The sequence below is a fragment of the Stenotrophomonas sp. 2YAF26 genome (assembly GCF_052114625.1).
GTDB lineage: Bacteria > Pseudomonadota > Gammaproteobacteria > Xanthomonadales > Xanthomonadaceae > Stenotrophomonas > Stenotrophomonas indicatrix.
In genome coordinates this window covers 494,312-512,497 of the sequence record NZ_JBFRFC010000001.1, presented here as the reverse complement: position 1 = coordinate 512,497, position 18,186 = coordinate 494,312, and the positions used below count along the sequence as shown (strand labels likewise).

Genomic DNA, 18,186 nt, shown 5'->3' with positions numbered 1-18,186 from the left:
ACCACGACCTGCGCCAGCACCTTCGCCAGGAGCTGGAAGCCGTGCTGGATGAAACCGGTATTCCACTGCTGCTGATCAGCCACGACCCGCAGGTAGTGCCGGCCGCTGGCCGGCAGCGTCGTAGCGCCAACAGCAGCCGGCCAGCGGCCGGCTCTACCCGAGGGACGGTTCAATACAGCTCGCAGTGGGTGCGACCCTCACTGCGCAGGGCATCCCAATGGCCTTCGCCGCCGATCGCGTCGATGGCTTCGCGCATCGCACCTTCCAGGTGGCTCTTGTTGCCACACAGGTAGATGTGGCCGCCACGGGCCAGCACATCCCGCATCTGCGTGGCCTGCTGCTTCAGCACATGCTGCACATAGACCTTCTGCGCAGCATCGCGCGAGAACGCTGTGTGCAGGCTGGCCAGTACGCCACGCGCCTGCCAGTCCTGCAGCTGCTCGCGGTACAGGAAGTCGTGCTCGCGATGCTTCTCGCCGAACACCAGATGGACCTGCCGTGCGTCGCCGGTGGCCTGCAGTTCCTGCATCAGGCCCATCAGCGGCGCGATGCCGGTACCGGTGCCCACCAGCAGCAGGGGCGCGTCGCCGCCTTCGGGCAGGTGGAAGCCCGGATTGGAGCGGCAGTACACACGCGCCGTGTCGCCGCCGTGCAGCAGGCTGCCAGTGGCGGTGCCGAAGCGTTCGCGGCCACGCAGGGTGTAGCGCACTTCGCGCACGCACAGGCTCAGCTGGTCGTCGCGCGGATGCGAGGCAATCGAGTAGGCGCGCGGCAGGCAGGGTGAGAGCAGCTCGCGCAGCCGCGCCAGCGGAACCGACTGCGGGGTGGCGTGGTCCTGCAGCACGTCCAGCAGGTCCAGGCCATGCAGGTAGGCGTCCAGTTCGCGTTTCTGGCTGATCTTCAGCAGGCTTTTCAGTACGTCGCTACCCCCCAGCCTGGCCAGTTCGCGCAGTACGCCCTTGCTGAGCAGGCGCAGTTCGCGGTCGCGCAGCGCGTCGACGGCGCTGGAATCGCCATACCAGCTGGCCAGGGCCTGCAGCAGCGCAGGATCGTTTTCCGGAACCAGATGCAGGGTGTCGCCGGCCCGGTAGGCCATGCCGCTGCCCGCGATGTCCAGCTGCAGGTGCCAGGCGGCGGGGGTGCTGTGATTCAGTCGGCGCCGTTCGACAATGCCGGCGGCGAACGCGTTGTCTTCGCCGTAGGCCGTCACTTGTAGGCGCAGGTCCTGGCCGGCGGTCGCATCACCGTCCAGTACCTGGCCCAGCACCGGCCGCCACTGCTGGAAGAACTGTTCGTAGCCGAGGTCGGCGTCGACACGGTGCAGCAGTGGCTGCGCCTGACGATCACTCAACGCTGCATCCAGCGCCTTGGTGAAACCGCAGAAGCTGGGGTAGCCGGTATCCCCCAGGCCGAACACCGCGTAGCGCAGTCCGGGCAGGGCGGGCGCCTGTCGCAGCGACTCGAAGAAGCGCTCGCCATTGGCCGGTGGCTCGCCGTCGCCGAACGAGCTGGAGATGGCCAGCAGCACATCGCCGTGGCCGAGGCTGGCCACATCGATGTCATTGAACGGCAGGACCTGCGGTCCATGCGGCTGCAGGTCCGGATCCGCACCCAGGCGCTGGGCCAGGGCGCGGGCGTTGCCCGACTCGGAGGCGAAACCCACCAGCAGCCGGCTGATGGGCCTGCGTGTGGGGATGGCGTTCACGCAGCCTCGTAGAAGTCGTCGAACTTTTCCTTGCTGAACTCGACCAGGTCGTAGTTCTGCATCAGGTCGTTCACCACGCGGCGGATGCTGATGTAAGAGGTGATGTTGCCGTCGGCGTCGAACAGCGGCTGCACGGTGGTGTCGACCACGTAGAGCACGCCGCCCTTGCCAAGGTTGGGCACGATGCCGGTCCAGGTCTTGCCGGCCTTGATGGTGTCCCACATGTCCTTGTAGACGGCCTTGGGTACGTCCGGATGGCGGACGATGCTGTGCGGCTGTCCGATCAGTTCCTCGCGCGCGAACCCGGTGAGCGTGCAGAACAGGTCGTTGGCATAGGTGATGTTGCCCTGCAGGTCGGTGGTGGAGATCACCATCACGTTCTGCATGGCGTTGAGCAGCTGGGCGTTGTCGGGGGTGTAGCTCATCGCAGGTCCTTTGGATGCCGGTGACGCCGGCGTATTGGGTTCCTGCATAGAGATACGCGCCCGTGGCGTGGGGCGGATTGATATAGGTCAAGCGTGTGCCCGGAGGGGGCTGCGACCGGCTGTCGCAGGGAGGGGCGGCGTTAGTGGGCGATGGCGGGGAATCCGATGGTGTGGTGGCAGTGTCGTAGCAGTGCGCGCCCTTCTTCGTCATCGCGTTGGATACGATCCCCGCTGAAGAATGCCTGCAACAACTGGCCCATCGCGTTGCCGGCATTTCCAGACCGCCGTGCTGCCGCCGGCAGCAGGCTGTCAGCGCGGGGATCATGGCGGCCGGGTAGCTGCTCGCGCCGAAGCTCACCTTCAATCGCCAGCAGCGCGCATGCCCCGGCGAGGTATGCCTCCGGTTCCCGGTGCGCTCCCCATCGGCGCTGGCCTGCCATCGCGGTGGCGATATGGTGGAACTCGTGTGCGGTGGTGGAGATTACGCGCGCACGCAGTGCAGCAGCGTCGTCGCCGGCGGGAAACCAGAGCGCCACCACCAGTTCTGGTCGGACTGGCCTGGCAGGTTGTTGCCAGATGCCGCCGCCGTCGCTGACGATCGTGACCTGGTAGCGGACCGGTGTATCGTTCAGGCCTGCGGCTTGGAGTGGCTGTCTCGCCGCGTGCGCGGCTGCAGTGCATAGATTCACTGCCTGGTCAGTGGACAGGCTGGGTTCGACCCAGCGCACCATCACTTCGGTTGATTCCCGTTGGCAAGTGTGCGAGCGCGTCGTCTGCTCCGAACTCTCCTGGCCGGGCAGTACCGATGCGGTGCCAACGCTCAGCTGCGAGGGCGCTCCGCGCAGGCTCGTGGCAAACGCTCCGTCCGCGCCGACACTATCGCGCGGGGGAATGTCGAGGGTATTGCACGCACTGGCGCAGAGCAGCAGCGCTGCTGTGCCCGTGGCGTGCCGCAACCAGGATTCCATCTGCAGGAGATCACCCTTCCAAGGCCGTGGATGCATCCTTGCAGGCGCCCCGGCGCACGCACAATCAGACGTGTTGCATATGGAAGCCGACGGTCGGCGCCGGTTGTCCTCTGGCGCTCACCCCATCACATACCGCAGCACACCCGCCGATACCACACCGATCAGCACCGTCGGCAGCATCGACAGCCGTGTGGCCGCAAGCAACGTGATCGCCAGTGCGGCCAGATCGGCCGGCTTGTCGGCCACGAAATCCGGAGCGATCACCGAGATCAGCACGCAGCCCGGGGCGGCTTCCATCACCGTCACCGCGCGCTTGCTCAGGGTGCGGTTGCGCAGCGCGAGAAAACCGATGATGCGGGTGAGATAGGTGGCGGCGGCCATCAGGATGATGGTCAGCACCGAGGTCCAGTGGATCAGGCCGTTGAAGATCATGCGGCGTCCTCGGCCAGCAGCCACGCAGCGGCCAGACCGGCCAGCGCGCCGCTGGCGACGTACCAGGCGCCGGGCACCAGCAGGTATGTGCCCGCAGCCACCACCAGGCTGACCAGCCATGGCCGGGCGGCGCGCATGCCTTGCCACATGCCGCGCAGCAGCACCAGGAACACGGCGGGGAAGGCCATGTCGAAGCCATAGGCGTGGATGTCACCGAGCAGTGGGCCGACGATCGCGCCCAGCGCGGTGCACAGCACCCACACGGTGTACAGGCCGGCCGACACGCCTAGGTAGTAGGACAGGCTGAAGCCCAGTGCGCGACGGCGCGCATCGGCCACGCCCAGTGCCCAGCTTTCATCGCACATGAAGAACAGCGCCGGCAGCACGCGACGGCGCGGCAGGTGCTGCAGCAACGGCGCCAGGCTGGCGCCCATCAGCAGGTGGCGGCTGTTGACCAGTGCGGTGATCGCTACGATCAGCGCGATGTGTGGCGGCGAAGTCCACAGTTCGACCGCGGCGAATTCAGACCCACCGGCAAAGTTGAGGCCGGTCATCAGTGGCACTTCCAGCGCCGACAGGCCCTTCTGGGCGGCCTGGGCACCGAGCACCAGGGCGAAAGGAATGAAGCCGATCATCACCGGCACGGCGGCGCGCAGGCCGCGCAGGAATTCGGCGCGCGGTGCGGTGTCGCACACGGGATCAGACAGGGGCAGGGTGGTTCGGGCGTCCATGGATCAACAACGGGTGGGGGTGGCCCATGCTAACGGTCCGATCACGAAATCGGGTTGCGTTGATGCCATTGAGCCGACGGAATGTGGAATATCATGCGGCCATCAGCCTGATGGGTGAAATTTCATGCAGTACCAGCTCGACAACCTGGATCGCCGCATCCTCGACGCCCTGCAGCGCGATGGTCGCCTGCAGAACCTGGAGCTTTCGCGACAGGTGGGGCTGTCGCCGTCCGCCTGCCTGCGCCGGGTCCGCCTGCTGGAAGAGGGCGGCTACATCGATCGCTACGTGGCCCTGCTCAACGCGGCGAGGATCGGGCGTGGGTTCACGGTGTTCGTCCGCGTGTGGCTGCGTGGCCAGGACGAAGACACCACCAACCACTTCATCAACAGCATCAAGTCCTTCCCGGAAGTGCTTGAATGCCATCTGATGGCGGGCGACTGCGACTTCCTGCTGCGGGTGGCCGTGGCCGACCTTGATGCGTACCGGCAGTTCCAGATACAGCACCTCAACCGGATCGCCGGGGTGCAGAACACCAAGACCGAAATCCCCATGCAGCGGATCAAGCAGACCACTGAACTGCCTGTCTGAACGGCCCGGCGCGTCCCCTGCGCGCCGCCGTCATCGCAATGACACGTGACGCCGCTACGGTTTGACCCGCTTGCCGGCCGTGCGCAGGTCGACCCGCCTGGTCGCACCGCGCTTCGCCGCTGCAGCTGATGTCGCTGCCGAGGGTCATGTGTTCTACGTCAGGGGGCTGAATGGACAGCATGCGATCAGACGTTGGAGGGTGGCGGCCGCCGCCGGGTTGCTGTTCGCCTTCGCTGCCGCCGCACAGGACGACATCCGCGCCTATGACATTCCCGCGCAGCCGCTGGAACAGGCGGTCGAGCGCTTCAGTGTCGTCAGCGGGTGGTCGGTGATGTATCCCGGCGACCTCGGCACGGGCCGCAGCAGCCATCCGCTGCAGGCCAGCCTGCCGCCACTGCAGGCGCTGCAGGTGGTGCTGCAGGATACGGGTGTCGAGGCCGAGCTGATCGGTGCGCAGCGCGTGGTACTGCGCCGCGGCGCACACGCGGGCACCGATGCCTCCCCGACCGATGTGACCACCGACCTCGGGCAGCGTCGCCGCTTCGGCGACCTGCAGCAGCGGCTGCGCACTGCATTCTGTGGCGACCCTGACCTTGCACCGGGCGCCTATGCGGCGACGCTGCGCTTCCGCATTGCCAACGACGGCCAGGTGCAGGAACCCGAACTGCTTGCCGGCAGCGGCAGCCCCCGCCGCGATGCGCGTCTTCTGCAGGCGATGCAGGTGCTGCGGCTGGACGCCGATGCTGCCGCGCTGCCGCAGCCGGTGACCCTGCAGATCCGTCCTTCCAGCGCGGGCCACGACTGTGGCCGGCGCCCGCCCCAACCATGACGTCAAGGAATCGAACATGAGCAACAGCACGGCTGGGGCGGTAGACCTGATGGACCATCTGCTGGGCGCGTACGACGAACTGAAGCGCCGCCTGGTGCGCAAGCTGGGCTCGGAAGAGCTGGCCGGCGACGCGCTGCAGGACACCTGGATGCGCCTGAGCACGCGTCGCGATCGCCTGGACCCGGTACAGAACCCAGCGGCGTACCTGCTGCGCATGGCGATGAACACCGTGATCGACCGCCAGCGCGCCGACCATCGCCTGCTGAGCCTGGAAGAAGTGGATACGTTGATGGACATGGCCGATCCCGGCCCGGGGCCGGCACAGGCGGCCGAGCAGGAGATGGCGCTGGAAGACATGGTCGGCCTGCTGCAGCGGATGCCCGAGCGCCGCCGCCGGATACTGCTGGCGATCCGCGTGGACGGCCTGCAGCAGCGCGATGTGGCCGAGCACCTGGGCGTGTCGTTGCGGCTGGTGCAGCGTGAGCTGAAAGCCGCACAGGATTACCTGGCCGAACGCAGCGGGCAGGGACGGCAGGTGCGGTTCTGAGGCACGGCATCCGTCTACACTTTGACGCCGAGCAGAACCCCGCAGCGTGCGGGGACGGCAAGAGCCCTCATGGACGCTGACGATCAACCGCACCGCCCGCTCGACGCCGTGGAGCGCCAGGCCCACGCGTGGGTGGTACGGTTGACCTCGGGCGAAGCCACTGCGGCCGATGCCAGGAAATTCCGCCAATGGTGCGAGGCCGATCCCGGCCATCGGCACGCCTTTGCGCGCGCGAAACGGCAATGGGAACAGGTACGCCTGGCCGGTGAGCAGCTGTCTGCCGCTGCGCGCCAGCCGCAGCCTGCAACCCCGGCACAACGCTGGAGCCGGCGCGCATTCCTGGGTGCGGCCGTGGCGGCACCTGCGAGCCTGGCCGTGGTGGCTGCGCTGCACCCGCCACTGGGCCTGTGGCCTTCGGTGACGGCGATGACCGCCGATTTCCATACCGGTACCGGCGAGCGGCTGCAGATTGCGCCGACGCCGCACCTAAAGATCGAACTGGATACGCAGAGCAGCCTGCGCCGGCGCAGTGATGCCCAGGGTGAAGGCTTCGAGCTGGTGCAGGGACAGGCGGCGATCGAGGCCGCTGCGGGAGCGCGCCTGGCGCTGTTCGCCGGGCCGGGTTGCCTGGTGGCCGACGAGGGCGCAGCACGCCTGGATGTGCGCAATACCGATGGCCAGGTGCGCGTGACCTGCCTGCGCGGCAGCGTGCGCATCGAGCATCCGCAAGGTCGCCTGCAGCTGCAGGCCGGCCAGCAGACGGTGTATGACGAGCGCCTCAGTGGTGTGGTGGCCGAAGCCGTGGCGGCCGAAGTCAGCGCCTGGACCGAAGGCATGCTGGTGTTCCGCCGCGCGCCACTGCGTGAGGTGGTGGCCGAGATCAACCGCTACCGGCGCGGCAAGGTGCTGCTGGGCGAATCCGCATTGGCGCGGGCGCCGGTCAGTGGTCGCTTCCGCATTGATGATCCGGATGCCGCACTGGAGCAGCTCGGGCAGACGCTGTCACTCGGCCTGCGTCGCTTTCCCGGTGGAATTGCCGTCTTGGGGTAAGACCCTGGCTGCGCGCGACGCGCACGCCCGCTGCATGCATGGAGAGGCCAAGGATGCGCAACGAGACCATCGGTGTGTTGGATCTGCGCCGCAATCTGTCGGCGCTGCTGGAAACCACCCAGCGGCGGCCGCTGATGGTGCACCGCTATGGCGCGCCGTGGGTATGCGTGGTGTCCGACCCGCAGTGGCGGCAGCAGGCGGTGCTGCTGGAGTTCGAGCCACAGGACCATCCGTTGGCGATGCTGCTGCGGTTGCAGCGGCAGGCGCTGCCACTTTCGGAATCGGGAACGCTGCCTGCCGCTGCACTGGCACGTGCCTTGTTGCTGATGGCCATGCACGGCATCGAGGGTCTGGCGGCACTTCACGATCACGTGCGCTACCACCGGTTGTGGCACTGGTTCGTGGCCGCCAGCGATGCACAGATGGAGGGATGGCAGCTGCCACTGCTGCAGGCGACGACGGCGGCGCTGCTGGATGACGCGGACGCGATGCACGCGTTGGCGGCATTCGCGCAGCGCAGCGACGTTGCCGTGCTGGCCCGGCGGTGTGGCGGAGAGGCGCCGCGCCTGGACCTGCAAGCCTGCAGGCGGATGACGTTGCGGTGACATTCCCGCGATGCTGCCACGCACTGCTCAACATCGCATTCGTGCTGTCGCTTCGGTTGCCTTGCTGACGTCTTCTGCAGAGTACGACGCTCCCGCGTCGCGGAGCGCAGGCGACGCCGATGAACGACAGTCGCAGGATCAGCATGCTGGAGCTGGACCGCCACCTGAGCCAGTCGCTGGAGCAGGCACGGCATGCGCCAGTGAATGTGCAGCGCTATGGGCAGCCGTGGGTGTGGATGATGTCCAGCGATGCCTGGGCCGATGCGGCAAGGTGGTCAGCGCTGGATGTCAGCGGCCATCCATTGATGCTGCTGCGGCAGGCGCTGGACGCATGCCTGCAGCCGTGGCCTGAAGCGGCCTTGGCCACGCTTGCGCAGGAGAGCGCGGAGGTGCGCATGGTGCAGCGTGCGGTACTGCTGATCGCGCTGTGCGCCCCTGGCAGCGTGCAGCGCCTGCACGACGATCTGCGCTATCACCAGGTGTACCGGCAATTCATCGGCTTCGACCATGGCATGGCCTGGTCGCCCCCGCAGTGCATGCGCCTCCTGCAGGCGTGTGCCGCGCCACTGCTGCAGCACTGCGTGGAGGAAACGCTGGCGCGCGTTCCGTCTTCGCTGCTGGACGCTGCCTCCGTAGCGAACGCGCGCCGTGTGGGTGATCGGCTGCAGGAACGGCCGATTTCCGCAGGATGTTTATCGTACTGACACATGCGCCGCTGACCATGGGGCGGCGGTCTCTTCCAGGATGATGAGGGCGGAACAATGGCAACGCAGATGGGTGGTCGCAGGGCTCGGCAGCAAGGCTTCAGCCTGATCGAGATCATGGTGGTGGTGGTCATCATCGGCATTCTGGCTGCACTGATCGTGCCGCGGCTGATGGATCGCCCCGACCAGGCCCGCGTGGTGGCGGCACGCCAGGACATCGCCGCGCTGATGCAGGCCATGAAGCTGTACCGGTTGGACAATGGCCGTTATCCCAGCGCCGAGCAGGGCTTGCAGGGGTTGGTGAAGCCGCCGCAGGGCAGCGGCGCGATGCCGGTCACACCATACCTCGACCGCCTGCCGGATGACCCGTGGGGGCATCCCTACCAGTACCAGAACCCCGGCACGCACGGTGATATCGACGTGTTCTCGCTGGGGGCCGACAGCAAGCCCGGCGGTGAGGCTGGCAATGCGGACATCGGCTCCTGGCAGTTGTGAGGCCGAACAATGGCACGCCGGAAAAATCCAGGTACGTTTGCCCGCCAGCAGGGCATGGCGGTGATCGTGGCGATGCTGGTGGTGGCACTGGTGGCGGTGATCGCCACTGCACTGCTGACCCGTCAGGCAGCACAGTTGCGTGCGGTACGCAGCGATCAGCTGCGCATGCAGGTGCGCATGGCGGTAGATGCAACGCTGGAGCGCGCGGCGCAGCAGTTGCGTGACGACGCACGCGAGCAGTTGACCACCGTCGGCAACGGGCGCTGGGCACGGCCACTGCAGCTGCAGGCGCCACTGCCGGTGCACCTGCAGCTGGTGGACGCGCAGTCGAGGTTCAACCTGCGCACGCTGCTGGCTGACGGCCAACCTGCCGCAGAGGCACTGCGTGCGTTCACTTCGCTGTGTGTGGGGCAGGGGCTGCCCCGCGCGGCCTGTGCCAGCGCCGCAACGCAGGTCCAGTCGCGCCTGCGCGATGGCGATCGGCAGGCGCGTGCACCGTTGCCGCGTGAGTCGCTGATCGAGCAGGTGCTGGCAGGCGCCGATCCGGTGGCGATACAGGCACTGGCGCGGCGTACGGTGGTGCTGCCAGCGCAGACCCTGGTCAACGCCAATACAGGTGACATCGCCGTACTGCAGGCGGTTGCACCGGGGGTGGATGCCGGGCGCCTGCAGGCGCTGCTGGGCGAGCGCGATCGTGGCCACTGGCTGCTCAACCGCGGTGACATCGCCAACCGGCTGCAGCTGAGCAACGAACAGATGGCGCTGATGCCGCTGGGTATCCACAGCGAGTGGTTCCTGGCGGTAGGGCAGGTACAGGCAGACGGCGCATCCGTGGATTTCCGCGCATTGATCTGGCGCGAGTACCGTGACGACAGCGTGCGTGTGCAACGGGTATGGACAAGGATCGGTGCATGAGCCTGCAGCTGAGAGTGCGCCTGCCGGCGCTGGAACGATTGGATGGGGACAGCGCGGTTGAGTGGGCGCAGCTGCACAAGGACCGCGTGCTGGCCGCGGGCAGCGACCCTCTGTCGACGCTGGGCCAGCGCTTTCCGCAGGCGAGGGTGCATGCGAGCCTTGATCCGCAGGACCTGATCCTGCTTGAGCTGCAGCTGCCGCCGCTGCCCGGGCGACGCCTGCAGGCGGCCCTGCAGGGTGAAGTGGAAGCGATGCTGCTGGATGATCTGCAGGAGGTGGCGCTGAGCCATGGCACCCAGGCGGCCGATGGCACGGTGGCGGTGGCGTGGCTTGGCCTGCAGGCGATTGCGCGCGTACAGCAGCAGTTGCAGGAGTGCGGGCTGCAGTTGCAGGCGTTGCACCCGACGCCCTTGCTGCTGCCGTGGGCGGTCGGGCAGGCCACCCTGCAGCTGTGTGGTGAGCAGGTGCTGGTCCGCTGTGGCCGTGATCGTGGCTTCGTGCAGTGGTGCGGTGGGCGTGACCTGGCCTCGGTGATGCAGGTGCTGGCCGTGCGCTTGCAGCAGGCCGGGGTGCAGGCAGTGCAGTGGATCGATGCCGTGCCGCCCGCTTGGGCCGAGCGTCTGCCGGCGAGCGTGCTGACGCAGGCGGTGCAGTGCAGCGGTCCGCTGCCTGGCTGGTCACTGCCGTTGCCGGCCTCGCGTGCGGGTGCGCCACGCGTGGCCATCGGTCTTGCGCTGGCGGCGGCAGTGCTGGCTGCGCTGGGCCTGCAACTGCAGGTGTCGCGCTGGCACAGCGAGGGTGAAGCCCTGCAGCATGACATGGCGCGGCAGTTCAGCACGCACTTCCCCGAGATCGACGATGTGGTCGATCCGGTGGTGCAGGCGCGGCGGGCACTGGCGGTGCCGGCAGTGCCACGGGCACTTCCCGCCGTGCAGCAGCAGGTTGCCAGCGTGCTGCAGGCCATCCCCGAGTTGGCTGGCCAGGTCCGCAGCCTGCGTTATCAGCCGGGCCAGCTGGAGATGGAGCTTGATGCCGACGCGCAGGCCTTGGCCGAGGACGCGCAACGGCTGGAGCGCTGGCAGCAGGCGATGCAGGCACAGGGGTTGCAGCTTGCGCACGAAGCCGGTGGCCGCTTGCGGATCAGCAGCGGGACTGCTCCGTGACCACAGCGGAACTACGGCCGGCGGGCTTCGTGCGCGGACTGTCGCAGCGTTGGCAGCGGCTGGCGGCGCGCGAGCGCGCGATGCTGCTGTTGATGTCTGCAGCGATAGCGGCGGCCGCACTGTGGCTGGGCTGGCTGCAGCCGCTGCTGAAACAGCGCAGCCATTGGCAGGCTGAGCTTCCACGGCTGCAGGCGCAGGCGGCAGCACTTGCACCGCTGCTGCGCGCCCGTGAACAACAGCAGCAGGCGCAAGGCCGGCGGCCGACACTTGCAGGCCTGCGCCAACAGATCACCGCTGCCGGCCTGGCGGGCGGCCTGCATATCGAAACGCGCGACGGGCGCTGGCACCTGCAGGTACGCAGTGTGCCCGCCGATGCGCTCTGGAACTGGCTGCTGCCTCTGCTGGCCGACCCGGCCATCGAACTGCAGCAACTGCAACTGCAACGGACAGGGGACGCGAACATGCCGGCGGCACGGATTTCCGGAAACATCGTGATGGCCGCCCAGGGCGGTGGCCATCCATGAAGGCGATGCGCAGCCTGGGCTGCAGCGCGGCATTGGCACTGGTGGTGGGCCTGGCCCATCTTCCGGCGCCGGCGCAGGCGCAGGACGCCAATGGCGAACCGGTGCAGCTGAACCTGGTGGACACCGATATCGGTGGGGTGCTGCGCATGGCGGCACGCTTCACCGGCCGCCAGTTCCTGGTCGACCCCCGGGTGAGCGGCAAGATGACCGTGGTCTCCGATGGGCCGGTCAGCCGCGTGCAGGCTTACCAGCTGCTGCTGGGTGCATTGCGCATGCGCGGTTTTGCCGTGGTTGAAAGCGGGGGCGTCAGCCGGGTGGTGCCGCAGGCCGATGCCAAGCTGCTGGGCGGCCGCGTTGGTGCCGGTGGCGCGGGCGGCGAAATAGCCACGCGCACGTTTTCCCTGCGCTACGAGAGTGCCGCGGCGCTGGTGGCGGTGCTGCGGCCGATGATCACCGCGGACAATCCGATCACCGCGAACCCCGGCAACAACACGCTGGTCATCACCGACTACGCCGACAACCTGGAGCGCATCGCGCGGGTCATCGCCAGCGTGGATACACCGGCCGGCATGGACACCGACGTGGTGAAGCTGCAGCAGGGCATTGCCGTGGACGTGGCGGCGATGGTGGCACCGCTGCTGGATGCGCAGGGCGCGGAGCCGGCGCAGAAGGTGGTGGTGATGGCCGACCCGCGCAGCAACAGCGTGCTGCTGCGTTCCAGCAGCCCGGGCCGCACGCGCCTGGCGCGGCAGCTGGTGGAGAAGCTGGACAAGGCCCAGGATGAGTCCGGCAACCTGCATGTGGTGTACCTGCGCAATGCGCAGGCCACTCAGCTGGCCGGGGTGCTGCGTGGCGTGGTGGCAGGGCAGAGCGATGCGCCGGCAATGGGCAGCAGCGCCGGCATCACTGCATTGCCGGGCGAGACCAGCCGCAATGCCAGCCCGCCGGCGCAGCCTGCACAGGGCAAGAACAAAGGGAATGCGCTGGAATCGCCGCGGCTTGATCCCGGCCGTCGCGAACCGACCGATGCCGGCAGCACCGGCTTCAGCCAGAACGGCATTTCGGTGCAGGCCGACATCGCCACCAACACCTTGCTGATCTCTGCCCCGGAGCCGGTGTACCGCAACCTGCGGCGGGTGATCGACCAGCTGGACCAGCGTCGGGCGCAGGTGCTGGTGGAGAGCCTGATCGTGGAGGTCAACCAGACCGACGCCGCCGAGCTGGGCGTGCAATGGATGCTGGGCAACGGCCGCACCTTCGGTGGCACCCATTTCGGCGGCACCACCGGTGGTAGTGGGCTGAACACCACCGCGCGCACCACGCTCGACGTGCTGCCGAAGGACGGGCTGAACATCGGCGTGATCGACGGCACGATCAACCTGCCGGGCGTGGGCCAGATCCTCAACATGAAGGCACTGGCCAACGCACTGCAGAGCAAAGGCGGCGCCAACATCCTCTCCACGCCGAACCTGATGACGCTGGACAACGAGGCGGCCAGCATCATGGTCGGGCAGACCGTGCCCTTCGTCAGTGGCCGCTATGTGACCGATGGTGGTGGTGGCAGCAACAACCCGTTCCAGACCATCGAACGCGAGGACGTGGGCCTGAAGCTGCGGGTGCGCCCGCAGATTTCCGAGGGCGGCACGGTGAAGCTGGACATCTACCAGGAAGTCAGCAGCATCGATGCGCAGAGCACGGGCAGCGCCGGCATCATCACCAACAAGCGGGCGCTGGACACCAGCGTGCTGCTTGATGACGGCCAGATCATGGTGCTGGGCGGCCTGCTGGAAGACAGCGTCAGCCATGGCCGCGATGCCGTGCCGGGGCTGGGGAAGATCCCGGTGCTGGGCGCGCTGTTCCGCAGCGATACGCGCAAGCGGGCCAAGACCAACCTGATGGTGTTCCTGCGCCCGCACGTGGTGCGTGACCCGGCTGCCGGCCAGCGCCTGACCCGCGACCGCTACGACTACATGCGCAATGCACAGGCAGGCGCGCAGCCGGTGCAGAGCTGGGCATTGCCGGCGCTGTCGGCGCCGCAGCTGCCACCGCAGGACCTGTCGGTGCTGGGCCAGGGCAATGCACGCGATGGCCAGGGCCAGCCGCCGCAGAACGGCAGCCTTGCGGCGTTGTATCCGGCCAGCGAGGGCACTGTGCAGGTGGTGCAGTTCGCGCAGGGGCTGGATGCAGCGCGTGCCACGCAGGCCGTGGCACAGGTGCGCGCGCTTGGCCTGCAGGCCTATGCCGAAACCACGCCGGGCGAAACCGGACAGCGACTGCGGGTGCGGGTGGCACGCGACCCGGCCACGCTCGACCCGGCGCTGCAGCAGCTGCGCGGGCTGGGCTACACCCCGGAACTGGTCATCGGCCCATGAGCATGGCCACGCCGCCGCCAGCGCTGCCGTATGCCTGGGTGCGCAGCCACGGCGTGATGCTGGCCGAAGCAGGCGGCGCGCCGGTCCTGCTGGGAACTGCCGAGACCGCCGCCTGGGCGGTGGCCGAGCTGCGCCGCCGGCACGGGCCGCTGCCGTTCCACGTGCTGGATGCGGCGGCCTGGCAGCAGCGGTTGGGCGAGCAGTATCGTGACGGTGGCGATGCCGCTGCGGTGGTGGGCGCGGCCGAAAGTGAAGTCGATCTTGACCGGCTGATGCAGGACATGCCCGAGGTGACCGATCTGCTGGATGCACAGGACGACGCGCCGGTGATCCGCATGATCAACGCCCTGCTGGCACAGGCCGCGCGTGACGGTGCAAGCGATCTGCACATCGAACCTTTCGAAACCCATTCGGTGGTGCGCTACCGCGTCGATGGCACCCTGCGTGACATGGTGCAGCCACGACGTGCGTTGCACGCGGCGCTGGTCTCGCGCATCAAGATCATGGCCCACCTGGATATCGCCGAGAAGCGCCTGCCGCAGGATGGGCGCATTGCGATCCGCGTGGGGGGCCGGCCGCTGGATATCCGCGTCTCCACCGTGCCCACCGGGCACGGCGAACGGGCGGTGCTGCGCCTGCTGGAAAAGGATGCCGGGCGGTTGCAGCTGCAACGCCTCGGCATGGCCGACGATACGCTGGCCACCTTCACCGGATTGATCCGCCAGCCGCATGGCATCGTGCTGGTGACCGGGCCGACCGGCAGCGGCAAGACCACATCGCTGTATGCGGCACTGGGGCAGCTCGACAGCAGCACCAGCAACATCCTCACGGTGGAAGACCCGGTGGAGTACGACTTCGCCGGCATCGGCCAGATCCAGGTCAACGCGCGCATCGGCATGAGTTTCGGCACGGCGTTGCGCGCGATCCTGCGCCAGGATCCGGACACCATCATGATCGGTGAGATCCGTGACCTGGAAACGGCGCAGATCGCGGTGCAGTCGTCGCTGACCGGCCACGGCGTGCTGGCATCGCTGCATACCAATGATGCGATTTCGGCGGTGACCCGACTGGCGGACATGGGCGTGGAACCTTTCCTGCTGGCCTCATCGTTGCGTGGCGTGCTGGCGCAGCGGCTGGTGCGCAGGCTGTGCCTGCAGTGCCGGTGTGCCGAAGTGGATGCCGAGGGCCGCACCGTGTGGCGGGCCGTAGGCTGCCCCGCCTGTGCGAACAGCGGCTACCGCGGGCGCACCGGTATCCACGAACTGTTCGTGGTGGATGAGCGCGTGCGGGCACTGATCCATGAAGGGCAGGGCGAACCCGCGCTGCGCGAGGCCGCGCGGCGCGCCGGCATGCGCACCCTGCGCCAGGACGGGCAGCGCTGGGTCGACAGCGGGGTGACCACGCTGGAGGAGATCCTGCGCGTGACCGGCGACGATTGAGGCGCGCATGGCACTGTTCGACTACCAGGCCGCCAACGCACAGGGGCGCATCGAGAAGGGGCAGCTGGACGCGGACAGCGCGCGCGGCGTGCGCCAGCAACTGCGCGGGCGTGGGCTGACACCGGTACAGGTATCAGCCGCACGCAATGCCGGCAGTGGCTGGGGCACGCGCAGGCTGTCGGCCAGCGAACTGGCCTGGGCCACACGGCAACTGGCCAGTCTGCTGGCCGCCAGCCTGCCGCTGGAAAGCGCGCTGAGCGCGGTGATCGAGCAGGCCGAACGCCCGCACGTTGCGCAGGCGCTCACCGCAGTGCGTGCCGACGTGCGCGCCGGTCAGCGGCTGACCGTGGCGCTGTCGGCGCGGCCGCGCGATTTCCCTGGGATCTATCGTGCCCTGGTGGGCGCCGGTGAGGATTCCGGCGATCTGGCACGGGTGATGGAGCGCCTGGCCGACTACATCGAAGAGCGCAACGCGCTGCAGGCGAAGGTGCTGACGGCGTTCATCTACCCGGCAGCGATCAGCCTGGTATCAGTGGCGATCGTGATCTTCCTGCTCAGCTACGTGGTGCCCCAGGTGGTGACTGCATTCGTGCAGGCGCGGCAGACGCTGCCGATGCTGACCCAGGTGATGCTGGCGGCCAGTGCTTTCGTACGCGCGTGGGGCGTATGGACGGGGATAGGCGTCGGCGCACTCGTGGTGGGCTGGCGGCTGGCCCTGCGGCGGCCGAATCTTCGCCTGCGCTGGGACACCCTGCTGCTGCGCGTACCGATGGTGGGTCGCTTCGTGCTGGGCGTGAACAGCGCACGCTTCGCATCGACACTGGCGATCCTGCTTGATGCCGGTGTGCCCTTGCTGCGCGCACTGGACGCCGCACGGCAGACACTGGGCAATGCGCTGCTGGCGCGCTGTGCCGCTGATGTGGCCGCACGCGTGCGCGAAGGTACTTCGCTTGGCGCTGCGCTGAAGGTGCAGAAAGTGTATCCGCCGATCCTGGTGCATCTGGTGGCCAGTGGCGAGAAGACCGGTTCATTGGCGCCGTTGCTCGACCGCGCTGCACAGACCATCTCGCGCGAGATCGAACGCCGCGCGATGGCACTCACTGCATTGCTGGAGCCCACGATGATCCTGGTGATGGGGGGCGTGGTGCTGACCATCGTGCTGGCCGTGCTGATGCCGATCATGGAAATGAACCAGCTGGTGCAGTGACGTGCATCCACGCATGGCGTGGATCTACTGAAACCCGGTTTCTCCACACAATCCTCCACACCTTTTTCCGATCTTCCACAGGTTTCTTAAGCGGCCTGTCATCGGCGACGACCAGCATGTCCCTGTCGCCGCAGAGTGGGCTGGGAGGCCCTCGGCGGCAGCAGGCGTGTAGTGACCGTTCCTCCCTTGGTGTTTCACCTTCGCAGTAAACCCTTCAGGAGAAGATCATGAACAAGTACAAGACCCTGGCCGCGCTGGTTGCTACCGCGCTGCTCGCCACTGCCGGTGCCGCGTCGGCGCAGACCGTTACCGGTGGCGGCGCTTCGTTGCCGGCCGACCTCTACAAGGGTCAGGCCGACAGCATCCTGCCGAGCAACTTCAGCTACGCCGTGACCGGTTCGGGCACCGGCAAGAAGGCCTTCCTGCAGAATGATTCGCAGCTGTTCTCGACCACCGGCACCGTGCACTTTGCCGGCAGCGACTCGGTGTTGAGCTCGACCGAACTGAGCACCTACACCACCACCTACAACCAGGCCAGCAATGCCAACCGCTATGGCAACCTGATCCAGGTGCCGTCGGTGGCTACCTCGGTGACCATTCCGTTCAACAAGGCCGGTTCGGCGGTTGACCTGAGCGTGGCACAGATCTGTGGCGTGTTCTCCGGTGCGATCACTGACTGGTCGACCATCGATGCCAACCGCAGTGGCCCGATCCAGGTGGTCTACCGTCCGGAAAGCAGCGGCACCAGCGAAATGTTCACCCGCTTCCTGACCGCCGCCTGTGCGCCGGAAGTGGCTGCCACTTCGAACCTGGTCGATGGCAAGTTCGCCATCAAGTCGACCTTTGCCGATCTGTACAAGCGTGATGCCAACAACAACCTGCCGGCTTTCCTTGTGGCCGCGCCGGCCACCGGTGGCACCTCGCTGTACAACGCCGTGTACGCGCAGGCCGGTCGCATCGGCTATGTGGGTCCGGACGTGATCCCGAGCCTGACCGATGCCACCAAGGTTGCAAAGGTCAAGGGCTTCTCGCCGGACCAGGTGAGCGTGCAGGCCACCCTGGAAACCGTCGCGCCGCCGACCGGCACCGCTGCCGAGAACCCGGCCAACTGGGTGCCGGTGTTCGGCAATCCGTCGGCTGGCTATCCGATCGCCGGCTACACCAACCTGGTCATCGGCCAGTGCTACAAGGATTCGACCGTCGCCAACAGCCTGCGTGGCTTCCTGATGCGCCACTACGCCACTGACTACACCGCCACCCCGGCGCTGGTGGCCCATGCCAAGGCGATCACTGACCACGGTTTCATCCCGCTGACCAAGGCTTGGCGCGATGCGATCCGCAACCGCTTCGTGCTCGCCGGCAACGCCGCTGGCCTGAACAACCCGAGCACCTGCGCTGGCATCGGCCGTCCGCTGTAATCGCGCCCGTTGGTTGCAATCTGTGTTGACCGACGCCGGCCCCTTGGGCCGGCGTCTCCTTTTCGGCG

At 67.6% G+C, this 18,186-nt stretch carries 18 protein-coding genes and 2 pseudogenes; 15 read left to right on the top strand and 5 right to left on the bottom strand.

Going from position 1 to position 18,186, the window contains the following annotated elements:
• Positions 1-293, top strand: a pseudogene (locus AB4Y98_RS02265) (hypothetical protein); the annotation flags it as partial.
• On the opposite strand, the pseudogene AB4Y98_RS02260 reads toward AB4Y98_RS02265, so the two are convergent.
• The 5 genes and pseudogenes from AB4Y98_RS02260 to AB4Y98_RS02240 all read right to left on the bottom strand — a co-directional run.
• Positions 284-1,663 (bottom strand): annotated as a pseudogene (locus AB4Y98_RS02260) (flavodoxin domain-containing protein); the annotation flags it as partial. The pseudogenes AB4Y98_RS02265 and AB4Y98_RS02260 overlap by 10 nt on opposite strands.
• Before the next feature lie 38 nt (positions 1,664-1,701).
• Complete coding sequence (locus AB4Y98_RS02255; protein ID WP_005409905.1) at positions 1,702-2,130, bottom strand: PAS domain-containing protein; 429 nt, start codon at positions 2,128-2,130, stop codon at positions 1,702-1,704.
• Positions 2,131-2,270: 140 nt separating this feature from the next.
• Positions 2,271-3,098: a hypothetical protein gene (locus AB4Y98_RS02250; RefSeq protein WP_442243687.1), complete on the bottom strand. Its 828-nt coding sequence runs from the start codon at positions 3,096-3,098 to the stop codon at positions 2,271-2,273.
• A 117-nt stretch (positions 3,099-3,215) separates the two neighbouring features.
• Entirely contained in the window at positions 3,216-3,530 is a 315-nt protein-coding gene (locus tag AB4Y98_RS02245) for an AzlD family protein (protein ID WP_033831264.1), read from the bottom strand.
• Positions 3,527-4,261: an AzlC family ABC transporter permease gene (locus tag AB4Y98_RS02240; RefSeq protein ID WP_442243686.1), complete on the bottom strand. Its 735-nt coding sequence runs from the start codon at positions 4,259-4,261 to the stop codon at positions 3,527-3,529. Before AB4Y98_RS02240 ends, AB4Y98_RS02245 begins: the two co-directional genes overlap by 4 nt.
• A gap of 124 nt (positions 4,262-4,385) precedes the next feature.
• On the opposite strand from AB4Y98_RS02240, the gene AB4Y98_RS02235 reads away from it, so the two are divergent.
• The 14 genes from AB4Y98_RS02235 to AB4Y98_RS02170 all read left to right on the top strand — a co-directional run bounded on the left by AB4Y98_RS02235 (position 4,386) and on the right by AB4Y98_RS02170 (position 18,118).
• Positions 4,386-4,850: an Lrp/AsnC family transcriptional regulator gene (locus AB4Y98_RS02235; RefSeq protein ID WP_025874361.1), complete on the top strand. Its 465-nt coding sequence runs from the start codon at positions 4,386-4,388 to the stop codon at positions 4,848-4,850.
• A 148-nt stretch (positions 4,851-4,998) separates the two neighbouring features.
• Positions 4,999-5,679, top strand: a complete 681-nt coding sequence (locus tag AB4Y98_RS02230) for a TonB-dependent receptor (RefSeq protein WP_442243692.1) — start codon at positions 4,999-5,001, stop codon at positions 5,677-5,679.
• Positions 5,680-5,695: 16 nt separating this feature from the next.
• On the top strand, positions 5,696-6,226 hold the full coding sequence (locus AB4Y98_RS02225; protein ID WP_025874363.1) for an RNA polymerase sigma factor: 531 nt from the start codon (positions 5,696-5,698) through the stop codon (positions 6,224-6,226).
• A 69-nt stretch (positions 6,227-6,295) separates the two neighbouring features.
• On the top strand, positions 6,296-7,276 hold the full coding sequence (locus tag AB4Y98_RS02220) for a FecR family protein (RefSeq protein ID WP_442243685.1): 981 nt from the start codon (positions 6,296-6,298) through the stop codon (positions 7,274-7,276).
• 53 nt (positions 7,277-7,329) lie between these two features.
• Complete coding sequence (locus AB4Y98_RS02215; protein ID WP_336028892.1) at positions 7,330-7,881, top strand: hypothetical protein; 552 nt, start codon at positions 7,330-7,332, stop codon at positions 7,879-7,881.
• Between the two features lie 119 nt (positions 7,882-8,000).
• A complete protein-coding gene (locus AB4Y98_RS02210) occupies positions 8,001-8,585 on the top strand; it encodes a hypothetical protein (protein ID WP_363733486.1) in 585 nt (194 codons plus the stop codon).
• Positions 8,586-8,642: 57 nt separating this feature from the next.
• The gene (gene gspG / locus AB4Y98_RS02205) at positions 8,643-9,080 is read left to right on the top strand and encodes a type II secretion system major pseudopilin GspG (protein ID WP_313248187.1); all 438 of its coding nucleotides are present in this window, start codon (positions 8,643-8,645) and stop codon (positions 9,078-9,080) included.
• A gap of 9 nt (positions 9,081-9,089) precedes the next feature.
• Complete coding sequence (gspK, locus tag AB4Y98_RS02200; RefSeq protein ID WP_428704722.1) at positions 9,090-9,995, top strand: type II secretion system minor pseudopilin GspK; 906 nt, start codon at positions 9,090-9,092, stop codon at positions 9,993-9,995.
• Positions 9,992-11,158, top strand: coding sequence for a type II secretion system protein GspL (gene gspL, locus AB4Y98_RS02195; protein WP_442243684.1), 1,167 nt, complete (start codon positions 9,992-9,994; stop codon positions 11,156-11,158). The genes gspK and gspL overlap by 4 nt, the downstream gene beginning before the upstream one ends.
• On the top strand, positions 11,155-11,682 hold the full coding sequence (gene gspM / locus AB4Y98_RS02190; RefSeq protein ID WP_442243683.1) for a type II secretion system protein GspM: 528 nt from the start codon (positions 11,155-11,157) through the stop codon (positions 11,680-11,682). The genes gspL and gspM overlap by 4 nt, the downstream gene beginning before the upstream one ends.
• Positions 11,679-14,054 carry a type II secretion system secretin GspD gene (gspD, locus tag AB4Y98_RS02185; RefSeq protein ID WP_442243682.1) on the top strand — a complete coding sequence of 792 codons (2,376 nt, stop codon included), beginning with the start codon at positions 11,679-11,681 and terminating at the stop codon, positions 14,052-14,054. The genes gspM and gspD overlap by 4 nt, the downstream gene beginning before the upstream one ends.
• Positions 14,051-15,493, top strand: coding sequence for a type II secretion system ATPase GspE (gene gspE, locus AB4Y98_RS02180; protein WP_442243681.1), 1,443 nt, complete (start codon positions 14,051-14,053; stop codon positions 15,491-15,493). The genes gspD and gspE overlap by 4 nt, the downstream gene beginning before the upstream one ends.
• A gap of 7 nt (positions 15,494-15,500) precedes the next feature.
• Positions 15,501-16,700, top strand: coding sequence for a type II secretion system inner membrane protein GspF (gspF, locus tag AB4Y98_RS02175; RefSeq protein WP_442243680.1), 1,200 nt, complete (start codon positions 15,501-15,503; stop codon positions 16,698-16,700).
• Between the two features lie 227 nt (positions 16,701-16,927).
• Positions 16,928-18,118 (top strand): substrate-binding domain-containing protein, encoded by a 1,191-nt coding sequence (locus AB4Y98_RS02170; RefSeq protein ID WP_442243679.1) that lies wholly within the window; start codon positions 16,928-16,930, stop codon positions 18,116-18,118.
• Positions 18,119-18,186: the final 68 nt, after the last annotated feature.